The sequence below is a fragment of the Pseudomonas sp. B6(2017) genome, assembly GCF_002112765.1.
In the GTDB taxonomy this organism is placed as follows: domain Bacteria; phylum Pseudomonadota; class Gammaproteobacteria; order Pseudomonadales; family Pseudomonadaceae; genus Aquipseudomonas; species Aquipseudomonas piscis.
Genome location: NZ_NEIQ01000002.1, coordinates 1 through 19,777, shown reverse-complemented (window position 1 = coordinate 19,777; position 19,777 = coordinate 1). Strand labels below are relative to the sequence as shown.

Annotated in this window: 16 protein-coding genes; 9 read left to right on the top strand and 7 right to left on the bottom strand. The window is 64.8% G+C overall.

Features of this window, described 5'->3' with window-relative positions; translation table 11 throughout:
* Positions 1 to 41 precede the first annotated feature (41 nt).
* Positions 42 to 275, bottom strand: a complete 234-nt coding sequence (locus CAG11_RS03290; RefSeq protein ID WP_053132117.1) for a Pathogenicity locus — start codon at positions 273 to 275, stop codon at positions 42 to 44.
* Positions 276 to 390: 115 nt separating this feature from the next.
* On the opposite strand from CAG11_RS03290, the gene CAG11_RS03285 reads away from it, so the two are divergent.
* The 5 genes from CAG11_RS03285 to CAG11_RS03260 all read left to right on the top strand — a co-directional run bounded on the left by CAG11_RS03285 (position 391) and on the right by CAG11_RS03260 (position 8,481).
* Complete coding sequence (locus CAG11_RS03285) at positions 391 to 1,809, top strand: short-chain fatty acid transporter (RefSeq protein ID WP_085594650.1); 1,419 nt, start codon at positions 391 to 393, stop codon at positions 1,807 to 1,809.
* A gap of 188 nt (positions 1,810 to 1,997) precedes the next feature.
* Positions 1,998 to 3,698, top strand: a complete 1,701-nt coding sequence (acpA, locus tag CAG11_RS03280) for an acid phosphatase (RefSeq protein ID WP_085594648.1) — start codon at positions 1,998 to 2,000, stop codon at positions 3,696 to 3,698.
* Between the two features lie 166 nt (positions 3,699 to 3,864).
* A complete protein-coding gene (locus CAG11_RS03275) occupies positions 3,865 to 5,562 on the top strand; it encodes a molecular chaperone HscC (protein WP_085594646.1) in 1,698 nt (565 codons plus the stop codon).
* Between the two features lie 9 nt (positions 5,563 to 5,571).
* Positions 5,572 to 7,191 (top strand): J domain-containing protein, encoded by a 1,620-nt coding sequence (locus CAG11_RS03265; RefSeq protein ID WP_158091407.1) that lies wholly within the window; start codon positions 5,572 to 5,574, stop codon positions 7,189 to 7,191.
* Between the two features lie 117 nt (positions 7,192 to 7,308).
* The gene (locus CAG11_RS03260) at positions 7,309 to 8,481 is read left to right on the top strand and encodes a hypothetical protein (RefSeq protein WP_085594640.1); all 1,173 of its coding nucleotides are present in this window, start codon (positions 7,309 to 7,311) and stop codon (positions 8,479 to 8,481) included.
* A 40-nt stretch (positions 8,482 to 8,521) separates the two neighbouring features.
* On the opposite strand, the gene can is transcribed toward CAG11_RS03260, so the two are convergent.
* On the bottom strand, positions 8,522 to 9,166 hold the full coding sequence (gene can / locus CAG11_RS03255) for a carbonate dehydratase (RefSeq protein WP_053132134.1): 645 nt from the start codon (positions 9,164 to 9,166) through the stop codon (positions 8,522 to 8,524).
* 153 nt (positions 9,167 to 9,319) lie between these two features.
* On the opposite strand from can, the gene CAG11_RS03250 reads away from it, so the two are divergent.
* Positions 9,320 to 9,652, top strand: coding sequence for a serine kinase/phosphatase (locus CAG11_RS03250; RefSeq protein ID WP_085594638.1), 333 nt, complete (start codon positions 9,320 to 9,322; stop codon positions 9,650 to 9,652).
* Positions 9,653 to 9,674: 22 nt separating this feature from the next.
* Here the strand turns inward: CAG11_RS03250 and rimI are convergent, their stop codons facing one another.
* Both rimI and CAG11_RS03240 read right to left on the bottom strand, forming a co-directional pair.
* Complete coding sequence (gene rimI, locus CAG11_RS03245; protein WP_085594636.1) at positions 9,675 to 10,127, bottom strand: ribosomal protein S18-alanine N-acetyltransferase; 453 nt, start codon at positions 10,125 to 10,127, stop codon at positions 9,675 to 9,677.
* A gap of 8 nt (positions 10,128 to 10,135) precedes the next feature.
* Positions 10,136 to 10,921, bottom strand: a complete 786-nt coding sequence (locus CAG11_RS03240) for an energy transducer TonB (RefSeq protein WP_085594634.1) — start codon at positions 10,919 to 10,921, stop codon at positions 10,136 to 10,138.
* Positions 10,922 to 11,099: 178 nt separating this feature from the next.
* On the opposite strand from CAG11_RS03240, the gene mksB reads away from it, so the two are divergent.
* From mksB to mksF, 3 genes are read left to right on the top strand one after another with little or no spacing between them, the layout of a single operon-like run.
* Positions 11,100 to 12,377, top strand: a complete 1,278-nt coding sequence (gene mksB / locus CAG11_RS03235; RefSeq protein ID WP_053132175.1) for an Mks condensin complex protein MksB — start codon at positions 11,100 to 11,102, stop codon at positions 12,375 to 12,377.
* Positions 12,367 to 13,074, top strand: coding sequence for an Mks condensin complex protein MksE (mksE, locus tag CAG11_RS03230; RefSeq protein ID WP_053132143.1), 708 nt, complete (start codon positions 12,367 to 12,369; stop codon positions 13,072 to 13,074). The genes mksB and mksE overlap by 11 nt, the downstream gene beginning before the upstream one ends.
* Complete coding sequence (mksF, locus tag CAG11_RS03225; RefSeq protein ID WP_085594632.1) at positions 13,071 to 15,920, top strand: Mks condensin complex protein MksF; 2,850 nt, start codon at positions 13,071 to 13,073, stop codon at positions 15,918 to 15,920. The genes mksE and mksF overlap by 4 nt, the downstream gene beginning before the upstream one ends.
* A gap of 64 nt (positions 15,921 to 15,984) precedes the next feature.
* Here the strand turns inward: mksF and CAG11_RS03220 are convergent, their stop codons facing one another.
* The 3 genes from CAG11_RS03220 to CAG11_RS03210 are packed head-to-tail and all read right to left on the bottom strand — an operon-like array spanning position 15,985 to position 19,577.
* Complete coding sequence (locus tag CAG11_RS03220; RefSeq protein WP_085594630.1) at positions 15,985 to 18,315, bottom strand: PqiB family protein; 2,331 nt, start codon at positions 18,313 to 18,315, stop codon at positions 15,985 to 15,987.
* On the bottom strand, positions 18,308 to 18,931 hold the full coding sequence (locus tag CAG11_RS03215; RefSeq protein ID WP_085594628.1) for a paraquat-inducible protein A: 624 nt from the start codon (positions 18,929 to 18,931) through the stop codon (positions 18,308 to 18,310). The genes CAG11_RS03220 and CAG11_RS03215 overlap by 8 nt, the downstream gene beginning before the upstream one ends.
* Positions 18,918 to 19,577 carry a paraquat-inducible protein A gene (locus CAG11_RS03210; RefSeq protein WP_085594626.1) on the bottom strand — a complete coding sequence of 220 codons (660 nt, stop codon included), beginning with the start codon at positions 19,575 to 19,577 and terminating at the stop codon, positions 18,918 to 18,920. The genes CAG11_RS03215 and CAG11_RS03210 overlap by 14 nt, the downstream gene beginning before the upstream one ends.
* Positions 19,578 to 19,777: the final 200 nt, after the last annotated feature.

Sequence of the window (19,777 nt, the reverse complement as noted above, 5' to 3'; positions counted from 1 at the left end):
AAGTCCCGGGGAACAAGCCGTTCCCCGCACCGGGCGCAGATTCAGTTGCCCTTGGCCAGGGCGATGGCGGCCTGGATCGCCGCGCGGGCCTGGGGGCTGTTCTTCCAGCAACTGGAACCCACCAGGGAGGAGGCCCGGGTCACGATATCCAGGGCGTCGGCGCCAGCCAGCTCGGCCAGGGAGGCGATGCCCAGCTGCTCCAGGCGCCCCACCACCGTGGGTCCCACACCCTTGACCTGGAGCAGCGCGGCGCGTTCTTCGGGGGAAAATGTCATGTGCGTTCAATCCTTTGCAGTACGTGGCAATTGCCGCATTCTTGCACAGTTCTCGACCGCCCCAGCCCGGGGCGGCCGACCTCCTTACAAACATAAGAAAACACGAGGTATCCACGTGGCCGCCGATATTCAAGATAGCCGCTCCGCCCGCTTCGCCCTGCGCTGTTCGAACTGGGCCGAGCGCTGGTTTCCCGACTCCTGGGTGTTCGCCGCGCTGGCGGTGATCATCGTCGCCCTGGCCACCCTGGCCATGGGTGCCAAGCCCACCGATGCAGCCATGGCCTTTGGCGACGGTTTCTGGAGCCTGATCCCCTTCACCATGCAGATGGCCTTCGTGGTCATCGGCGGTTATGTGGTGGCCAGCTCGCCGCCAGCGGTGAAACTGATCGACAAACTGGCTCGCATCCCGGCCAACGGCCGCTCGGCGGTAGCCTGGGTGGCACTGATCTCGATGCTCGCCTCGCTGCTCAACTGGGGCCTGTCCCTGGTGTTCGGCGGCCTGCTGGTCCGGGCCCTGGCCCGGCGTACCGAGCTGCGCATGGACTACCGCGCCGCCGGCGCCGCGGCCTACCTGGGCCTGGGTGCGGTCTGGGCCCTGGGGTTGTCATCCTCGGCCGCGCAATTGCAGGCCAACCCCGGCAGCCTGCCGCCTTCGATCCTGGCCATCACCGGGGTGATCCCCTTCACCCAGACCATCTTCCTCTGGCAGTCGGGCGTACTGCTGCTGGCGCTGGTGGTGGTGTCGCTGGTGATCGCCTACGCCACCGCCCCCGGCCCCGGCAGCGCCCGTGACGCCCAGGCCTGCGGGGTCGATCCCAGCTTCAGCCTGCCCAAGGCGCAACCACGCACCCGCCCAGGCGAATGGCTGGAACACAGCCCGCTGCTGATCATCCTCCTGGCCCTGCTGGCCGCCGGCTGGCTGTATCACGAGTTCGCCACCAAGCCGGCGATCACCGCGATCTCCGGGCTCAACACCTACAATTTCCTGTTCCTGATGACCGGGGCCCTGCTGCACTGGCGCCCGCGCAGCTTTCTCGATGCCGTGGCCCGGGCGGTGCCGACCACCACCGGGGTGCTGATCCAGTTCCCGCTGTACGGCTCCATCGCGGCGCTGATGACCGTGGTCAAGGGCGTGGACGGCCAGACCCTGGCCCATCACATCTCGACCTTCTTCGTGCAGATCGCCTCCCACGATACCTACGCCTTGCTGATGGGCCTGTACTCGGCGGTACTGGGCTTCTTCATTCCCTCCGGCGGCGGCAAGTGGATCATCGAGGCGCCCTACGTGATGCAGGTGGCCAACGACCTGCAGTACCACCTGGGCTGGGCGGTGCAGATCTACAACGCTGCCGAGGCCTTGCCGAACCTGATCAACCCCTTCTACATGTTGCCGCTGCTGGGCGTGCTGGGCCTGAAGGCCCGGGACCTGATCGGCTTCTCCTTCGTCCAGTTGCTGGTACATACGCCCCTGGTGCTGATCCTGCTCTGGGCCCTGGGCACGACCCTGGCCTACCTGCCACCCATGACCCCCTGAGCATCGCCCAGGCTCCACAAGCCGCCCTGCGCGGCTTGTGGATAACTCCCGGCACAGCCCGGGCTTGAGCGGTTCCACCGAAGCCAACCCACCCCTGCGTCGCTGTAGCTTTTTTGTCATATTCGGTTGTTACCGTGCCTGCGAAATACTTTGTAACGATTACCCGGACAGACGAGCAAGGAGCCGCCATGAGCGACGATACCGACCCGCGTGACACCAAGGAAAACGCTGCCGAGCACCCCACAGGCACCAGCCGCCGGCGCTTTTTGGGCGGGGCCGCGGTGCTGGGCGTCGGTGCCACCCTGGCGGCTTGCGGCAAGGCCGGCGACCCCCAGTGCAAGCTCGATGAGCGCCCGCTGTCGCCCACCGAACTGGACCAGGCGCTGCGCGAGCAGGTGCAGACCGTGGTGGTGATCTACGCCGAGAACCGCAGCTTCAACAACCTGTTCGCCAACTTCCCCGGGGTCGAGCAGCCGCTGGCGGCCCTCAAGCCCGAGGCGTTCCAACAACGCGATCGCGATGGCCGCCTGCTCGACAAGCTGCCGCCGATCTGGGGCGGCCTGCTGCAAGTCGGTCCGCAGACCCTGGATGGGGTTACCTATCCGGTGGAAAGCCAGTTCCAGGAAAACCTGCCCAACGCCCCATTCCCCCTCAAGGGGCCACAGGGCGAGGACCTGCCCCTGGGCCTGGTGACCCGCGACCTGTGGCATGTGTTCTACCAGAACCAGATGCAGATCAACGGCGGCAAGAACGATGGCTTCGTCGCCTGGGCCGACTCCGGCGCCCTGCCCATGGGCTACTACGCCCAGACCCGCTACTCCCTGCGCTTGTGGGACGTGGCCCGGGAGTTCGTGCTGTGCGACAACTTCTTCCAGGGCGCCTTCGGCGGCTCCTTCCTCAACCACCAGTACCTGATCAGCGCCAGGGCGCCGTTCTACCCGGATGCAGCCAACTCGGTGGCCAAGTCACAGATCGCCACCTTGCAGGGCGACGATCCCAAGGGCACCCGTCTCAAGCCCCTGGAGAAATCCCCGGCCAGTGCCATGGACGGTGCACCGCAATTCGGCCCCAGCGCGCTGACCCCGGACGGCTACGCGGTCAACACCATGGCCCCGCCCTACTGGCCGACCTGGATCCGCGACCCGGACCGTCCGGACTACGCCAAGCCCGACTTGCCCAGCGTGTTGGTGCCCCAGACCCACGAACACATCGGTGACAAGCTGGCGAAGAAGAATGTCGACTGGGCCTGGTACGGCGGCGCCTGGCAGGCCACCCTGGAGCAGTTCAAGGATTCCGGCGGGATTCCCAAGATCCCCAACTTCCAGTACCACCACCAGCCGTTCAACTATTTCGTGCGCCAGGGCCCGGAGAACCCGGGCGAGCGCGCCAAGCGCCTGCGTGACGGCGGCCTGGGGGACGAGTCGAGCAGCAACAAGTTCTTCGCCGACGCCGAGGCCGGCAAGCTGCCGGCGGTGACCTTCTACAAGCCCCAGGGCAACCTCAACCTGCACGCCGGTTATGCCGATGTCGCCGCCGGCGACCGGCACCTGGACCGGGCGCTGAAGGTGCTGCGCGAGAGCCCGCAGTGGAAAAACATGGTGGTGGTGGTCACCTTCGACGAGAACGGCGGCTGGTGGGACCACGTCGCACCGCCCCAGGGCGACCGCTGGGGCCCGGGGACGCGGATCCCGGCGCTGGTGGTCTCGCCGTTCGCCCGCAAGGGCACGGTGGACCATACGGTCTATGACACCGCCTCGGTCCTGCGGCTGATCACCCGGGTGTTCCAACTCGAGACTCTCGACGGCCTCAAGGAGCGCGACCAGGCCATGGTCGCTCGTGGCCAGAAGCCCATGGGCGACCTGACCAACGCCCTGCACTTCAAGGCCTGACCCGGCCCCCGGTGCGCCATTGCCGCCAACCAGGGGCGGCAATGGTTGGCGCGCCCCTATAATAGCCATGTGACATCATTTTCTTTACCCATTCCCCCGCCGGGTAATATCCTGCGCGCCTCTTATTCGTTTCAGCCGTTTTACCCCCGCCAAGGAGTTCGTCGTCATGATCGTAGGCATCGACCTGGGAACCACCAACAGCCTGGTCGCGGTCTGGCGCGAAACTACCAGCGAACTGGTGCCCAACGCCCTGGGGCAGCTCCTGACGCCCAGCGTTGTGGGCCTGGACGACGAAGGCCGGGTCCTGGTGGGCCAGGCCGCCAAGGAACGCCTGCATACCCATCCACACCTGACCACCGCGCTGTTCAAGCGCTACATGGGCAGCAACACCGAAGTACGCCTGGGCGAGCGCTCCTGGCGCCCGGAAGAACTCTCGGCGCTGGTGCTCAAGAGCCTCAAGGAAGACGTCGAGCGCAGCTATGGCGAACCGGTGGTAGAAGCGGTGATCAGCGTGCCGGCCTACTTCAGCGACGCCCAGCGCAAGGCCACGCGGATCGCCGGCGAGCTGGCCGGGCTCAAGGTCGAGAAACTGGTCAACGAACCCACTGCCGCCGCCCTGGCCTACGGCCTGCACCAGCGTGACAAGGAAACCTCGTTCCTGGTCTTCGACCTGGGCGGCGGCACCTTCGACGTGTCGATCCTGGAGCTGTTCGACGGGGTCATGGAGGTCCGCGCCAGCGCCGGCGACAATTTCCTCGGTGGCGAGGACTTCGACAGCCTGTTGCTGGAGCACTTCCTCGCACAACAGGCCCAGGTCCCGGACTTCCCCGAGCGCCAGAGCGTGCTCCAGGCCCTGCGCCGCGAAGCCGAGCGCGTGCGCCGGGCCCTGGGCCAGGACAGCAGCGCCGAATTCAGCTTGCGGGTGGACGGCCGGCAGTGGACCCAGACCATCACCCAGGCCCAGTTGGCGACGCTCTGCGCGCCCCTGCTGGAACGCCTGCGCCTGCCCATCGAGCGGGCCCTGCGCGACGCGCGGATCCGGGTCAGCGACCTGGATGAAATCCTCCTGGTCGGTGGCGCCAGCCGCATGCCCCTGGTGCGCAAGCTGGCAGCCGGGCTGTTCGGCCGGTTTCCCTCGATCACCCTCGACCCGGACCAGGTGGTGGCCCAGGGCGCTGCGGTGCAGGCCGCGCTCAAGGCACGCAGCCTGGCCCTGGAAGAAGTGGTGCTAACCGACGTCTGCTCCTACACCCTGGGTATCGAGACCACCCAACAGCACGGCAACCAGTTCGAAAGCGGGCACTACCTGCCGATCATCGAGCGCAACAGCGTGGTGCCGGTGAGCCGGGTCAAGTCCGTGCAGACCCTGCACGACAATCAGGACCATGTGCTGCTGAAGATCTTCCAGGGCGAGAGCCGCCTGGTGCGCGACAACGTCGCCCTGGGCCAGCTGGAAATCAAGGTGCCCAAGCGCCCGGCCGGGGAAGTCTCGCTGGATGTGCGCTTCACCTACGACATCAACGGCCTGCTGGAGGCCCAGGTGACCATTCCCCTGACCGGGGACAGCCACTCGCTGGTGATCGAGAACAACCCGGGGGTACTGACCCCGGAGGAAATCCAGGAGCGCCTGCTGGCCCTGGCACAACTGAAGGTCCACCCTCGGGACCAGCAGGCCAATACCCTGCTCAGCGCTCGCCTGGAACGCCTCTACCAGGAGAGCCTGGGGGAACTGCGCGAGCAGGTCGGCTACTGGGCCGGGCAGTTCCAGCAGATGCTGGACACCCAGGACGAGCGCCGGATCCGTGAACTGCGCGGCCAGCTCAACGAGCAACTGCAGCGCCTGGAAAACGGCCACTGGCACTAGGAGCCACCCATGGACTGCTGGTCGGTGCTGGAGCTGCCACAAGATGCCAATGAACGAGAGATCAAGCGCAGCTACGCCCGGCAGTTGAAGAGCGTGCGGCCCGACACCGATGCCGAGGGCTTCCAGCGCTTGCGCGAAGCCTACGAACGGGCACTGCAACTGGCCCGCTGGCGAATCAGCGAGGCTGCGCACGAGGCGCAACAGCCAGCAGCCGACAACCTGCGGCAATGGTCGAGCCTGGTGGAACTGGCCCCTTTGCCAGTGCCCGGCCCCGCGCCGGTGCCAGTGCCAGTGCCAGTGCCAGTGCCAGTGCCAGTGCCAGTGCTACGATCGCTGCAGGACGGCCTGGACGCCAGCAACCTGCCACAGCGCTGGCAGCAGGCCCAAGAGCAGGACTGCGCCGAACCTTTCCTCAAGCATTTGCTGGCAATCTGTTACGACACTCCCGGACAACACCTGGCGCTGATCGAATGGGCCGTGGCCCACCTGGATTGGCTGACGCCCTGGCAACGCCCGTCGATGACCGCCTTGCAGGAAGCGGTACTGGTACAAGGCCTGTTGCAGCAATATCGCCGAGTGCTGGAAGAACTGCTGGCCGCAGGCCGGGACCGGCAGTTCCTCGAATGCCTGGGCGGCTACTGCGCACAGCCCTGGCTGCAGATCTTCGACCATCGCCAGTACTGGCAGGGTGAGGTCCTGGAACTGTTGCATCAGCAGCCCTGGCCGGCGTCGGTGTTCGAAGGGGTATGCCAGCTGTTCGGCTGGGATGAAAAGCGCGGCGCGACCCCGGAACCCGAATGGATGTGGCGAGCGCTGGCCGAGCGCTACCAACAGGAAGCCTTCTACCAGAAGCTAGAGGCCGATGCCGCCAACAACGCGGATACCACGCCCCAGTCCGCAGCCGCGCGGCTGTTCCTGACCCCGCCGTCCCGGCGCCGCCAGGTCGCCCTGGTCCGTCACTTCCAGAGCGAACACTGGCAGGCCTGCCTGGAGCTGTCGCATACCTTGGCCTCGCGCTTCCCGGCCCTGGTGGAACGCCTGCCCCAGCACGACCTGTTGTTCTGGAGGAGCCTGGTTCCACGCCTGATAGGTGTGGACAACTGGATACGCTGCAGCCTGGGCAGCGGCCTGGCCCTGGGCCTGTACTTCATGCCCAGGCCAGGCTACGGCCCTGAGCTGGCGCTGATCCTGGGGCTGGTCTGCAGTGCCATGCTGGGAGGGTTCGGGATCCTCCTGCTCAGCAATTGGCAACAATTGATTGGCCACTTGCTGTTACCGGACCTGTGGTTGACCGAGCGCCTGGTGCCCAAGCGCCTGAATCCAAGGAGCTACTGGCTCATCCTGCGCCACGGCGTGCCGCAATTGGTGATGCTGGCGCTGTTCGGCTTCTGGCTCGGTCTGCTCGGAATGCTCGGCTACCTGGGTTTTGTCCTGATCGGTTGGCTGCACTCAGGACGCATCGGCCAGGCGAACCCGCAGTTCCATGCCCGGCATCCGTGGCTGGGGGCACTGCACTGGAATCACTTCAGCCCATGGCAACCGGTGTACCTGCTGCTCATGGTGGTGCTCGTGCGCGCCTGCCAGATCCATGGCCTGGGCTTTCCCCTGACCCGCCTGATCCCGGGGTAGGTACCGACAAGCGGCCGGATGGAAGGTATTTTTGCAGCGCCGGCTGTCGCTGCGCCCGGCGCTGTACCAGTATGTCTTGCCCCCTTCGACGGGGTTCACGCTGAAAAGGATCTGAGCATGTTGAAACTCGCAGGACTGACCCTCGCGCTGGCCGCCGCTACGCTGAGTTCCACCGTCATGGCCGATGTCGAGGTCGACCTGGGCAGCCCGCAACGGGTGACCCGGCTGTTCGCCTTTCCCAACAACTGCAACGTCATCTGCTATCGCGACTGGACCCTGGAACAGACGGTGGCGCACTACCTGACCCAGAGCGTGCAACGCGATGGCTATGCCAACGCCAAGGTCAGCGTCAAGACCGCTGGCGACAAGGTCCTGGCCTCGTTCAGCGGGGTTCCGGCGGGCTACGGCAAGCCCCTGGGCGCCTTGCTGGACGCCGGCGACCTGGCCTACAAGGGCGCCAGCCAACTCAACAGCGACGGCAAGTGGGCCTATAGCTGGTACCTGTTCCTGCCCTTGGGCATGGCCCTGGAAAACCGCAAGAGCGTCGAGCTCCTGCACTTCCCGCCGGACTACTCCCTGACCCAGGCCCAGGACTACCTCGAATCGGCTACCACCGATCGCTGGGCCACCCTGCTGGTCGCCAACGGCATCGACGCCACGCAGACCCCGGCCTACCAGACCATCGTCGACATCGCGCCGATCGCCGCACCGTCCAATGCCGGCAAGGACCTGGAAGGCGTCTACGGCTACTTCAACAACTACCAGACCACCATGGTCAAGCAGGTCAGCCAGGGCAGCAGCGGCGCCGCCCTGCCGATGGTGGCCTTCGGCGCGCCGGTGCGCAGCTGGCTCAAGCAGCAGTACGGGGTAACGGTGAATGTGCTGGGCCTGGCGCAGATCAGCCCCAGTGCCGGGCTCAAGGTGCCGGTACTGGGCTCCAACCACCCGAGCTACATCTGGTATGCGGCAGATCCGGCCAACTACGACGATGATGAAACCAAGGCCGATGCCGCGGGCTTGAAGGTGATGGGCCAGGATTTGAGCGCGGCTTGCTGGCAGGCGGGAATGGGCAGCAAGCCGGGTAGCGATGCGCAGGCGCAGTTGAACAGTTGCACCCAGACCTGGCAGGTGACGCAGAAGGCCAAGACCTGCGAGTTGTTCTACACCTCGATCCGCAAGCTGGACCAGCAGCAGGCAGCGGCCAAGTGCGCCAGCGCGGCGGTCAAGAGCCAATTGCTGCAGCTCCAGTCCCCCGCACCGGCGCCCAGCACCGAAGCGCCACACCTGTGAGGTCGCGCCAGCGTCGGCCCGGACCGGCGCTGGCGGTGCCTCAGGGCGAGCCCACCGGGCGCAGGCGGTACTGCGGCGGCAACTGCTCGGGGCCGCTGATGGTGGTGTTCAGGCTCTTCCAGCGGCCGTCCTTGATCCCATAGATGCAGCCGTGGATCGACAGGCTCTGCCCACGATGCCAGGCGTTCTGCACGATGCTGGTGTGACCGACGTTGGCCACTTGCTGGATCACGTTGAGTTCACACAGGCGGTCGACCCGCTCCTCTTCCGTGGTCAGGGCCCCCAGCGCATCTCGGTGTTCGTAGTAAAGGTCGCGGATCGAACGCAGCCAGCCATCGATCAAGCCCAGCTGGCGGTCCTGCATCGAGGCCCGTACACCGCCACAGCCATAATGGCCGGTGACCAGGATGTGCTTGACCTTGAGTACATCCACCGCGTACTGGATCACCGACAGGCAGTTGAGGTCGGTGTGCAGCACCACATTGGCCACGTTACGGTGTACGAACAGGTCGCCCGGCAGCATGCCGACAATCTCGTTGGCCGGCACCCGTGCGTCCGAACAGCCGATCCACAGGTACTCCGGGGTCTGCTGGCGGGCAAGCTTGGAGAAGAACTCCGGATCCTGCTGCTTGATCGCTTCGGCCCAACGCTCGTTGTTATCAATCAGGTCTTGTAGTTCGTTCATGCTGTGAAGCCTCAGGAATGATGCGCAGGTTTGACAGACGACCTCCGGCCGGGGTCACGCGCGATGCGGCAGATACCGGTCATCCCATGGGGGGGAATCTTCGGCAAGGGGCTCGGTCCATCCCTACAAGCCCCTGAAGTTCGAGGACCTTCCATGACTGAACCACGACGCCCCTACAACGCGCCCCAACCCGAGCCCATCGATGACGACCAGGACCGCATGGGTTCGATGGAGGAATTGCATTTCGACGACCAGGCCCCGGTGGCTGGCAGCGACGGCCCGGCCACCGAGGATGGGTCCACCGCGAACGACCTGAGCCCGGAGGTCCTGACGCCGGAAGATGGCGCCCGCTCCGTCCGGGAGAAAGGGGCCAGCCGGCCCGCCGATTGGGACCTGAGCATCGTCGACGATTCGCAGATCGGTGGTGGCTCGGGCCTGGATGAAGCCGAGCTGGCCAGGCGCAAGCCACTGGATGACCAGCGCTGAAGAAAGCGCTGGCTGGCGCGGCTCAATCCACCAGGGTACAGGCCATGACCAGCGCGTCTTCGCGCCCGCCCACCGCCGGGTAGTAGTCGCGGCGGCGCCCGACCTCGTTGAAGCCATAACGCTCGTACAATCGATAGGCGGTCTGGTTGCTCGAGCGCACTTCCAGGAAGCATTCCCGGGCGTCCTTCTGGTAGGCACGCTTCATCAGTGCCTCCAGCAGGTGCAGGCCCAGGCCGCGGCCCTGGTTTTCCGGCTTGACGGTGATGTTAAGCAGGTGAGCTTCGTCGATGATCACCTGGATCACCCCGTGCCCCACTTGCTGGCTGCCTTCGAACATCAGCCAGACTTCATAGGATTTGAGGGCATCCATGAAGATGCCGCGGGTCCAGGGGTGACTGAACGCGGCATATTCGATCTTCAGGATGGCATCCAGGTCCGCCTCGGTGGCCAGGCGGAAGGTCAACGCGTCACTCATCGCTACTCTTACTCATCATTGCTTTTCCAGCGCGCCATCAACCGGCGCATGGCTTGCCAGACGTCGGCCTTGCGCTGCGGCTCGTCCATCAACAGTTCCAGCCCGGGCAAGGCCCAGGCCGAGCCCAGGCCCTCGACCTCCAGCTCACGGTTGTAGGACTCGGCATCGGCCTCGCCGGCAAAACGTATGGCCGGCAGGCCCACCAGCCACAGGCAGGCGCAGGGTTGTTCTTCGACCCGCATGCCGACGAAGGCCTGGACGAAATCCCGCGCGGCCTCGGGGCCCTGGTCCAGGTTGCCGCGGGTCAGGCGCGGCCAGCGCACCGGCTCGGCGAGGATCTGCGGGCTGTCCGGCAGGCCGGCGGCGCGCAACATGTCCTTGAGCAGCAGGTAGGCCGGGTCGCGGCTCTGGAACGCCTCGCCGGTGGGCAATTCCACCAGCAACAGGCAATGTCCGGCCCGCAACAGTTGCAGGGCGAAGCGCGGCGGTGGGACCACCGGCGCCTTGACCACCGGGGCGGCTTCCTCGTCCTCGACCACGGGCTTGGCGACCGGGCGGGCAGAGGCCGCAGCCGGGCGCGGCACTTCGATCTTCGGCCGCTCGACACTGCGTGCCACCGGGGCCGCTGCGGCCCGGGCCTCGGCGACGGGCGCAGGCGACGCCTCCACCACCGGCTCCGGCAAAACCAGCAATTCGGGGCGCGAGGGGGCGGCAAAGGGCAATTCGCTGCGCGGCAACCAACTGACCACCTGCATGGCGGACAGATAAGCGCGACGACGGGACTCGATAAGCAAGGGTCGGCCACTTGTGGATAACTGAGGTGGGGGATTCTACCGTCCTTCGCCGAAGATCGCCCGCAGTTGATGCAGCGCAAAAGCGACAGTCCGTCTCCTTACTGGATCCTGGGTGAATCGTCGGCCCCCTGATGCAGTACAATCGCCGCTTTTCATTGCCAACCAGCCGGCCATTCCGATGATCGAACCCAAGCGCGTGTTGCGCGCCCTCGCCGAACACTGGGCACTTCTGGAGCCACTGTGCGAGCACTTCGACCAAGGCACCCTGAGTCTTGCCGAACTGCGCTCACAACTGGCCACCCAGCAACTGGACAGTACGCCCCAGGACATCACCAACCTGCTGGACGTATGGATACGCCTGGACATCCTGGTCCCGGTGGCGAAAAGCCCGAACCGCTTCGAGCTCAACGCGCAGATCCACGACTTCCTCGCCTACCTGCGGCGTGAACACCGCCTGGGCCTGTGCCTGGAGATCGAAGCCTACCTGCGCCACCTGGAGCGCCTGGCAGGCTACATCCAGGACGCCTTCGAGATCCGCGACGGCCACGACCTGGCGCGCCAGCTGCGCCTGCTGGACATGCGGGTACGCGATGTCCTGAAGAAACTCGCCAACGACGAACAGGCCCTGGTGGCGGTGGCCGAACGGGCCAAGACCAGCGACCGGCAGATCCCCCTGCGCCAGCGCTACGCCGAGGTGCTGGCCACCTGGGACGAATACGTCGAGCCGATGATCCAGCTGGTGAACGCCGACGGCGCCTTCGAGCAGGGCGTGCGCAAGGTGGAGAACGTGCTGCTGCGCATGCTCACCGAACAGCAGCGCCTGGGCCACCTGGTGGACGACGACATGCTGCTGCGCACCCACGCGCGGATCCTGGAGATGCAGACCAGCGCCCAGCTGACCCTGCGCCATGCCCGGGAACTGCTGCTGCCGCTGCGCGAAGAGGCCCGCCGGCACAACGCCGTGACCCGCGGCGCGGCCCTGGCCCTGTCGGTCATCCGGCGCAAGGGCATCGATGCGGTGCCCCAGGCGGCGATGCCGATGTTCACCCGCCCGCAGAGTACCTTCCTCGGCAGCTCCGGCCAGGTGGAGGCCTATGTCTACGCCCTGGCCCGCTTCGAGCCCAAGCCGGCGCGCTTCCCCAAGGCCCACAAGACCCACAAGGGCCTGGCCCCCAAGGCACCGCGCACGGTCCGGGAAATGCTCGAACGCTGCGAGAACGCCCTACCGATGCCGGACCTGATGAGCTGGCTGCTGGACCAGGAACCGGACGGCGCCACCGACGAGCTGCTGTACTGGTTCTCCCGCCTGTCCCGGGAAAAACGCTTCAAGCGCGAGCGTCTCGAACGCCGCGAATACCACACCCAGGAGCACCAGGTCAGCCTGCGCTCCTTCGCCCTGCTCTCGGCTCGCGACGACCAGCCCGAGCAAACTGCGAGTAATGCCAATGCATCTTGATCTTTCCGAACTGTCCCAGCTGGCGCCGATCTTCCGCGAGCTGTTCAAGGGCTACCACGTCAGCCGCCGCGATCCGGAGCTGTACGCGCAACTGTCGAACTTCCAGGACCAGTACCGAACCCTGTTCAAGGCCCTGGGCTTCGAGCTGGTGTGCGATACCCGCGGCTTCTATTACTTCGTGCCGGAAAACGCCGCGGCGCAGGTGAACAAGACCGCCCAGCGCCTGGCGCTGTTCACCTTCATCCTGGTGGAGCACCTGGCCGACCAGGGCCGCGACCCGATCGCCGTGCTCGACGGCGGCAGCCTGGGTCGCGACGAGCTGCCCTCGCTGCTGGACAAGTACCGCGACCTGTTCATCCAGGCCGAAGTGCAGACCCAGGAAGAGCTGGAAGAAAAGATCATGCGCCGCATGACCCAGCTGGGCTTCGCCCTGGAGGAACCGGGGATCTACCGCTTCCTGCCGCCGATGCACCGCTTCCTCGACGTCTGCCTGTCGGTACAGCAAGACCGCGACCTGGCGGCCAGCCTGCACAGCGTGCTGCCATTGCCGACCCCGGTACTGGTGGACGAGGACAGCGACGAGAAACTGCTGCAAACCGATGACCCGCTGGACCTGAGCGAATTCGACGAGTCCGAGGAAAGTGAAGAAGACGCGCTGGCCCGGGCCATCGCCGAAGAACAGGAGCTCGACGCATGAGCAAGGAACGCTACGGCATCCGCCGCTTTGCCCTTTTGAACACCGCTGGCTACAGCCTGGGCCTGTTCCCCCTGGAAGAGCCGCTGTCGGTCTACGGTGCGAACAACCTGGGCAAGTCGGCGTCGATCAACGCCCTGCAATTCCCGATCCTGGCGCGCATGTCGGACATGAGCTTCGGCAAGTACAGCCTGGAGCAGTCGCGGCGCTTCTACTTCGCCTCCGACACCAGTTACATCCTGGTGGAAGTCTCGCTGCCCCACGGCCCCCACGTCATCGGCGTATCGGGACGCGGCCCGGGTGGCGGCTTCGGCCACCAGTTCTTCGCCTACGCCGGACAACTGGACCTGGCCCACTACCAGAAGGACGACACCTGCCTGCGGCAGAAAGAGCTGTTCACCAACCTGGAGCGCCATGGCCTGAAGGCCTACGAGCTCAAGCCCGATGAACTGCGGCGCCTGCTGGTCGGTGGCCACACCTCGATCCCGCTGGACCTGACCCTGATCCCGCTGCGCTCCACCAGCGAGCAGAGCCTGAAGACCTTCCGCGCGCTGTTCATCAACCTGCTGCACATGCGCGAAATCACCGCCGCCAAGCTCAAGCAGCTGTTCCTCGATGCCTTCGAGCACAGCCTGCGCTCGGGCAGCGTCGACTACATCGCCGCCTGCGACGAGGCGTTCCGCGATGTGCGGCGCATGGAGCAGGACTACAACTCCCTGGTGGCTGCCGGCCCGCTGGTGGAGGCCCTGGCCAACGGCGTGAAGCAACGGGACATCCTGCGCGGCAAGCTGCATCGCCTGTCGCCGCTGCTGGACTCGCTGTTGGGCACCTGGTCGGACTACGCCAGTGCACGCAAGGAAGAGCTGACCATCCAGGCCGAGCACTACCGCAACGAGCAGGACGCCCTGCAGAACGACCAGCGCAGCAGTACCCAGGAAATGATGCGCCTGGAGCGGGAAATCACCGGCACCCAGCGCTGGCTGGGCGAGCTGTCGGTGCTCAAGCACCGCTTCGCCCTGGTGGATGACGTCAAGGTGCTGGAGCAGCAACTGCTGGCGGCCAAGGATGCCCACGACGAACTGGCCGGCGCCCTGGCCCAGTCCCGGCAGTTCTCCGCCGAAGACCTGGAAGAGCGCCTGCGCGACCTGGAAAAACGCCTGAAGTCGGTGAAGCAGCAGCTCGACCACGCCGACAACAACAGCTACGCCCGCCTGCGCGAGGAGTTCTCCCAGCAGGATGTGGAACGCCTGATGCGCCTGTTCAACAGCGCGCTGTTCAGCCTGCCCCTGGGCGAGCACGGCATCGCCCTGGACGACAATGGCGACTGGGTGAAGTCCGTGGAGCTGATCCTCGACGGCTTCAAGGGCGAGCGTTTCGAAGTGCCCGGGCTGACCATCGACATCTCCCATATCGAACCACCGGCGTTGCAGGCCCTGGCCGACCGCGCGGCCCTGCGCGACCAGAAGGAGCGCCTGGAGAAGGAGCTCAAGCAGCTCAAGACCCAGGCCGCCGTGGCTGCCGACCGCGCCGCGAGCAAGACCCAGACCGAGGCCCTGTACCAGCAGGTACTGGATGCGCAGAAAGCCCTGGAAGACTTCCGCCGGACCCAGACCCTGAGCGCCGAGGAAGGCGAGAAGCTGGAACAGTTGGCGCAGATGGAGGCCGCCCAGGACGAACTCAAGCGCTCCAGCGACGCCTTCACCGAGCGCGTCCAGCAACTGTCGGCCAAGCTGCAACTGGTGGGTCGCCAGATCAGCGACATGGAAGCCAAGCAGCGCACCCTCGACGACGCCCTGCGCCGTCGCCAGCTGCTGCCGGCGGACCTGCCGTTCGGCACACCGTTCATGGACCCGGTGGACGACTCCATGGACAACCTGCTGCCGTTGCTCAACGACTACCAGGACAGCTGGCAGGGCCTGCAGCGGGTCGATGGCCAGATCGAGGCGTTGTATGCCCAGGTGCGCCTCAAGGGCGTGGCCAAGTTCGACAGCGAGGATGATGTCGAGCGTCGCCTGCAATTGCTGATCAACGCCTATTCGCACCGCACCGAGGAAGCCCTGACCCTGGGCAAGGCGCGCCGTGCGGCGGTCACCGACATCGCCCGGACCCTGCGCAATATCCGCAGCGACTACGACAGCCTGGAACACCAGCTGGCGCTGTTCAACCGCGAGATCAACAAGCGCCAGGTTTCCAACCTGCAGAGCTTCCGCATCGTCCTGGCGCCCAACAAGGAAGCGCTCAAGCACATCGACCAGATCATCCACAGCGCCGGCCAGTACGAGGAAGGCGAGACCCTGTCGGTGTTCGACCTGAGCCAGAGCGCCGAGCAGGACAACAAGAACGAAGAGGCCAAGGAGTACCTGGCGCGGCTGGTGGCGGCCAACCACAACCAGCTGGGCCTGAAGGACCTGTTCGAGCTGGCGTTCGAGATCACCAAGGTCAACGGCCAGCCGGTGATCCATACCGACATCGATGGCGCGGCGTCCAACGGCACCACCATGACCATCAAGGCGCTGACCAACATGTACTTGTTGCTGCACTTGATGGACCGCGACCAGGCCGGGCGTATCCGTCTGCCCTACTACCTCGACGAGGCGGCGGACATCGACGAACGCAACCAGGCGGCGCTGCTCGAGACCAGCCTGCAACTGGGCTTCGTGCCGATCCTGGCCAGTGTGAAGCCGCAGGTTTCGGCCCAGGTGGCCATCGACCTGGAAGGCGGTAGCGGTCCGAACGGCATCTATATCGATGAAGCGGACTGGAAGTTCATCCGGCGCCACGACCAGGTCAAGGCGGTGATGAACGAACACGCCGAGGATGAAACACAGGCGGAGTTGGACGAAGCCTGATTTCCCTGCGCTGAAACACAAAGGCTGCCCTCTTGCGAGGGCGGCCTTTTTTATTGGGTTGGCGCTAGCGCGTCACTGGGGCGGCCGGTTGCTTGCCGAGGGGAATCTTCGGCGCCCAGGTCAGCCATTCATCCTCGAACTGGTCGAACAGCGGGAAAGTCTGCTCGGGCCGCGCCGGGTTGCCCATGCGCTCGCCCTCCGGGGTGGCGAAGGCGATACCGCCCTGGATCAGGGTCTCCAGGGATTCAGTACGCACGGTCGCGCCCTTGAACAGGCCGAAATCCACGCCAAAGCCGCTGCTGTTCCAGAAGCGCGTGCCACCGCGTACCAGTGGCGCGTACTTGGGCTCGATAAGAATGTGGATCAGGACCCGATCGGCCGTTTGCCCCAGTTCGTAGCCAGTGACCTTGCCCACCGTTATCTCGCGGTAGGTCACGGGTACGCCGATCTTCAGCGATCCACGCCGGGCAGCGCTCAACACCAGGCTCAGGCCAGGCTCCTGGACACTGGCCTGTGGTGGCTGTGGCAGGGCCACGAAGCTGGTTTGCGCACCGAGGTTTTTCTCCGGTGGCTGGACCTCGATGTACTGGCCAGTGACCAGGGTCTCCAGGTTCGAGGTCTTCATCAAACCCAACTCGGGCTTGACCACCCAGAATTGGCTGCCGACCCGGGCAATACGCTCGGGCACCTCGGTGATCCGCGCCTTGAGCATCACCGACTGCATATCGGGGCTGAGGCTGACTTGTTCGAGCTTGCCCACATCCAGGCCCTTGAAGCGCACCGGGGTGCCGGCACGCAGGCCATCGGCGCGATCGACCTTGATCTGCACCGTGATGCCGCGCTGCGCTGCCTCTTCCTGGTTGGCGAACAGGCGGAACCGCGGGATGCGTTTTTTCAGCGGCACGTCAGGTATCGGCGTATCGAAGGCGATACCGCCGGCCATCAGGCTTTGCAACGACTCGCTCTTGATCTGGATACCGCCGGTCAGCCCTCCGGTAAGGGTGATGCCGCTGACGTTCCAGAAGCGGGTCGAACCGTTGACCAGTTTCTCGTACTCCTTCTCGATATGGACGCCGATCACCAGCTGCTTGCGGGTATGGGAGAACTGGTAGCTCTGCACCGCGCCGACCTTGACTTGCTTGTAGAGGATCGGGCTGCCGACCTCAAGGGAACCGAGGTTGTCGGTGAACAGCACCATGTGCAGGCCCGGTGTGCGCAGGTCCAGCGGTGGCGCCTTGGCCCGAGCCTCGAATTCACGCTGCGGCGCGGCGCCCTTGTCACCCGGGCGAACGGCGATGTAGTTGCCCTTGAGCAGGGCCTCCAGCCCGGTGATGCCCGCCAGGGTGATGGATGGCTTGACGGTCCAGAACTGGGTGCCCTGCACCAGGTAGTCTTCGGCCAGTGGGTCAAGGGTCAGTTCGGCGGTGGCGCTGGTCAGGTCGGCATCGACCTTCAGGGCTTTCAGGCTGCCGACCTGGATGCCCTTGTACATCACTGGCGTATGCCCGGCCTGCAAGCCTTCGAAATCGCTGAGCTTGACCTTGACCCGGATACCGGCCTGGGCGGCGTCGAAGTCTTCGTAGAGGCGAAACGGCAGGCTCGGATCGGTTGGCGGGCTGTCCTTGCGATTCTCCGGAGTGGCGAAGGCAATACCACCGGCGACGATGCTGGCCAGGGATTCGCTGCGGATCTTCAGCCCGCTCAGGTTGGCATCGACACTGATGCCGCTGGCATTCCAGAAGCGCGTGTGCTTGCGCACCAGGCTGGCGTAGGTCGGCTCGATGTAGACCTTGAGTTCGACGGTGCTCTGGTCTTCGGAGAGCAGGTAGCTCTTGATCTGGCCGACCTGGATCTGTTTGTAGAACACCGGACTGCCACGGGTCAGCGAGCCCAGGCGCTCGGCCTTGATGGTCAGGTGCAGGCCGGGCTTGGCATCGGACAGGGGCGGCTCCTCGACCAGCGCGGTGAACTTGCGGGTCGGCTCGCCACCTTCTCCCGGGCTGACGGCGATGTAGTTGCCCGAGACCAGGGTTTCCAGGCCGGTGATACCGGCCAGGCTGACACTAGGCTTGACCAGCCAGAAGCGCGTGTTGGTCTTCAGGTACTGCTCGACATCCTTGCTCATCTCGACGGTGGCGACCACGCCCTTGGAGCTGCCTTCGTCATCCAGTTCCAGGGACTTGACCTTGCCCACGGGCATGCCTTTGTAGAACACCTCGGTCTTGTTGGCCTGGACGCCTTCGCCGCTTTCAAAGCGTAGCTGGATCAGGATCCCGGTCTCGCTGTAGGCGCGCCAGCCCAGCCAGCCACCAATGACCAGGGCAATCAGGGGCAGCACCCAGATGGCCGACCAATTGGAAGCCGGTCGGGTTTTGGCAGTAGGCAAATCACTCATGGTCGTCGTCCGACTCCGTGTTGTCCCAGATCAGTCGGGGATCGAAGGTTATCGCAGCCATCATGGTGAGGATCACCACGCTGGCAAAGGCGACCGCACCGAGGTTGGCTTCGATGCTGGCCAGCCGGCCAAAGTTGACCACCGCCACCAGGATGGCGATGACGAAGATATCCAGCATCGACCAGCGGCCGATGAATTCGATGAAGCGATACATGACGATCCGCTGCCTAGCCGACAACGGTTGGTGGCGTTGCACCGAGAACAGCAGCAAGGCGATACCCACCAGCTTGAAGGTCGGCACCAGGATGCTGGCGACGAATACCACCGTGGCGATGGGGATCATGCCGTGCTGCACCAATTGGATGACACCCGACATGATGGTGCTGGGGCTGCCTTGGCCCAGGGCGCTGACCGTCATGATCGGCAGGACGTTGGCCGGGATATAGAGGATGGCCGCCGTGATCAGCAATGCCCAGGTCCGCAGGATGCTGTTGGGACGACGGGCATGGACCTTGGCTCCACAACGTGTGCAGGTCTGGCTGTGACTGTCGGCCTGCTGCCGGTTCAACTCATGGCATTCGGTACAAATCAGGATGCCCGCATCAATCGCCCGCATGTACGTCTTCTCCAGATAACGCCTGCCAGACCTGGTGTGGCGACATCACCACTTCCAGCCAGACCTGGATCAACAGCAACGCGATAAAGCACACCAGGCCCAGGCCCACGGTAATGGACGCCATGTCGGCCAGCTTGACGATGGCTACCAGCACCCCCATGAGGTAGACCTCGAGCATGCCCCAGTCGCGCAGGTGGTGATAAATACGATAGAGCAACAGACCGTAGCTTCGACCGATGCACCAGCGAATGCTCAACAGGACCAGCAATTGGCAGATCAGCTTCAACAACGGGATGCCCATGCTGCAGAGGAACACCACCACTGCCACGCCTTGCATGCCCGTGTCGAACAGCCCTAGAACCCCACTCCAGACCGTATCGTCGGAAGACTGGCCCATGAGATCGAGCTGCATGATGGGCAGGAAATTGGCCGGCACATAGAGCAGCAAGGCGGCGATCACCAGGGCCAGGCTGCGTTGGACGACGTTGTGCCGGTGGGCATACAACTCGTAACCGCAACGCGGGCATTGGGCTTTTTCGCCATGGGCGAGTCTTGGCTTGCGCATCAGCAAGTCGCACTCATGGCAGGCGACCAGATCATCCAGCGGCAATTCCGACACCCCGGGGGTATCAACCGGATCCAGCATAGAGGGCTCGGGAATTGAGAAAAATAGCCACTATTCTAGTGTTCCGATTCGAAAATAACTGTGCAAATTTGTCCTCGAATCGGAATGTTTTTCCTCCGCGCAAAGACAAAACCCCAACTGCTTTCGCAATTGGGGTTTCGGAATTTAATCTTGACGATGACCTACTCTCACATGGGGAAACCCCACACTACCATCGGCGA

Bases quoted from the DNA above. Each gene is read 5' to 3' on its own strand.
- CAG11_RS03220 (WP_085594630.1), bottom strand. From the start codon at position 18,315: ATGAGTGATTTGCCTACTGCCAAAACCCGACCGGCTTCCAATTGGTCG.
- acpA (WP_085594648.1), top strand. From the start codon at position 1,998: ATGAGCGACGATACCGACCCGCGTGACACCAAGGAAAACGCTGCCGAG.
- mksF (WP_085594632.1), top strand. From the start codon at position 13,071: ATGAGCAAGGAACGCTACGGCATCCGCCGCTTTGCCCTTTTGAACACC.
- rimI (WP_085594636.1), bottom strand. From the start codon at position 10,127: ATGAGTGACGCGTTGACCTTCCGCCTGGCCACCGAGGCGGACCTGGAT.
- mksE (WP_053132143.1), top strand. From the start codon at position 12,367: ATGCATCTTGATCTTTCCGAACTGTCCCAGCTGGCGCCGATCTTCCGC.
- CAG11_RS03250 (WP_085594638.1), top strand. From the start codon at position 9,320: ATGACTGAACCACGACGCCCCTACAACGCGCCCCAACCCGAGCCCATC.
- can (WP_053132134.1), bottom strand. From the start codon at position 9,166: ATGAACGAACTACAAGACCTGATTGATAACAACGAGCGTTGGGCCGAA.
- CAG11_RS03215 (WP_085594628.1), bottom strand. From the start codon at position 18,931: ATGCGGGCGATTGATGCGGGCATCCTGATTTGTACCGAATGCCATGAG.
- CAG11_RS03290 (WP_053132117.1), bottom strand. From the start codon at position 275: ATGACATTTTCCCCCGAAGAACGCGCCGCGCTGCTCCAGGTCAAGGGT.
- CAG11_RS03260 (WP_085594640.1), top strand. From the start codon at position 7,309: ATGTTGAAACTCGCAGGACTGACCCTCGCGCTGGCCGCCGCTACGCTG.
- CAG11_RS03210 (WP_085594626.1), bottom strand. From the start codon at position 19,577: ATGCTGGATCCGGTTGATACCCCCGGGGTGTCGGAATTGCCGCTGGAT.
- mksB (WP_053132175.1), top strand. From the start codon at position 11,100: ATGATCGAACCCAAGCGCGTGTTGCGCGCCCTCGCCGAACACTGGGCA.
- CAG11_RS03265 (WP_158091407.1), top strand. From the start codon at position 5,572: ATGGACTGCTGGTCGGTGCTGGAGCTGCCACAAGATGCCAATGAACGA.
- CAG11_RS03275 (WP_085594646.1), top strand. From the start codon at position 3,865: ATGATCGTAGGCATCGACCTGGGAACCACCAACAGCCTGGTCGCGGTC.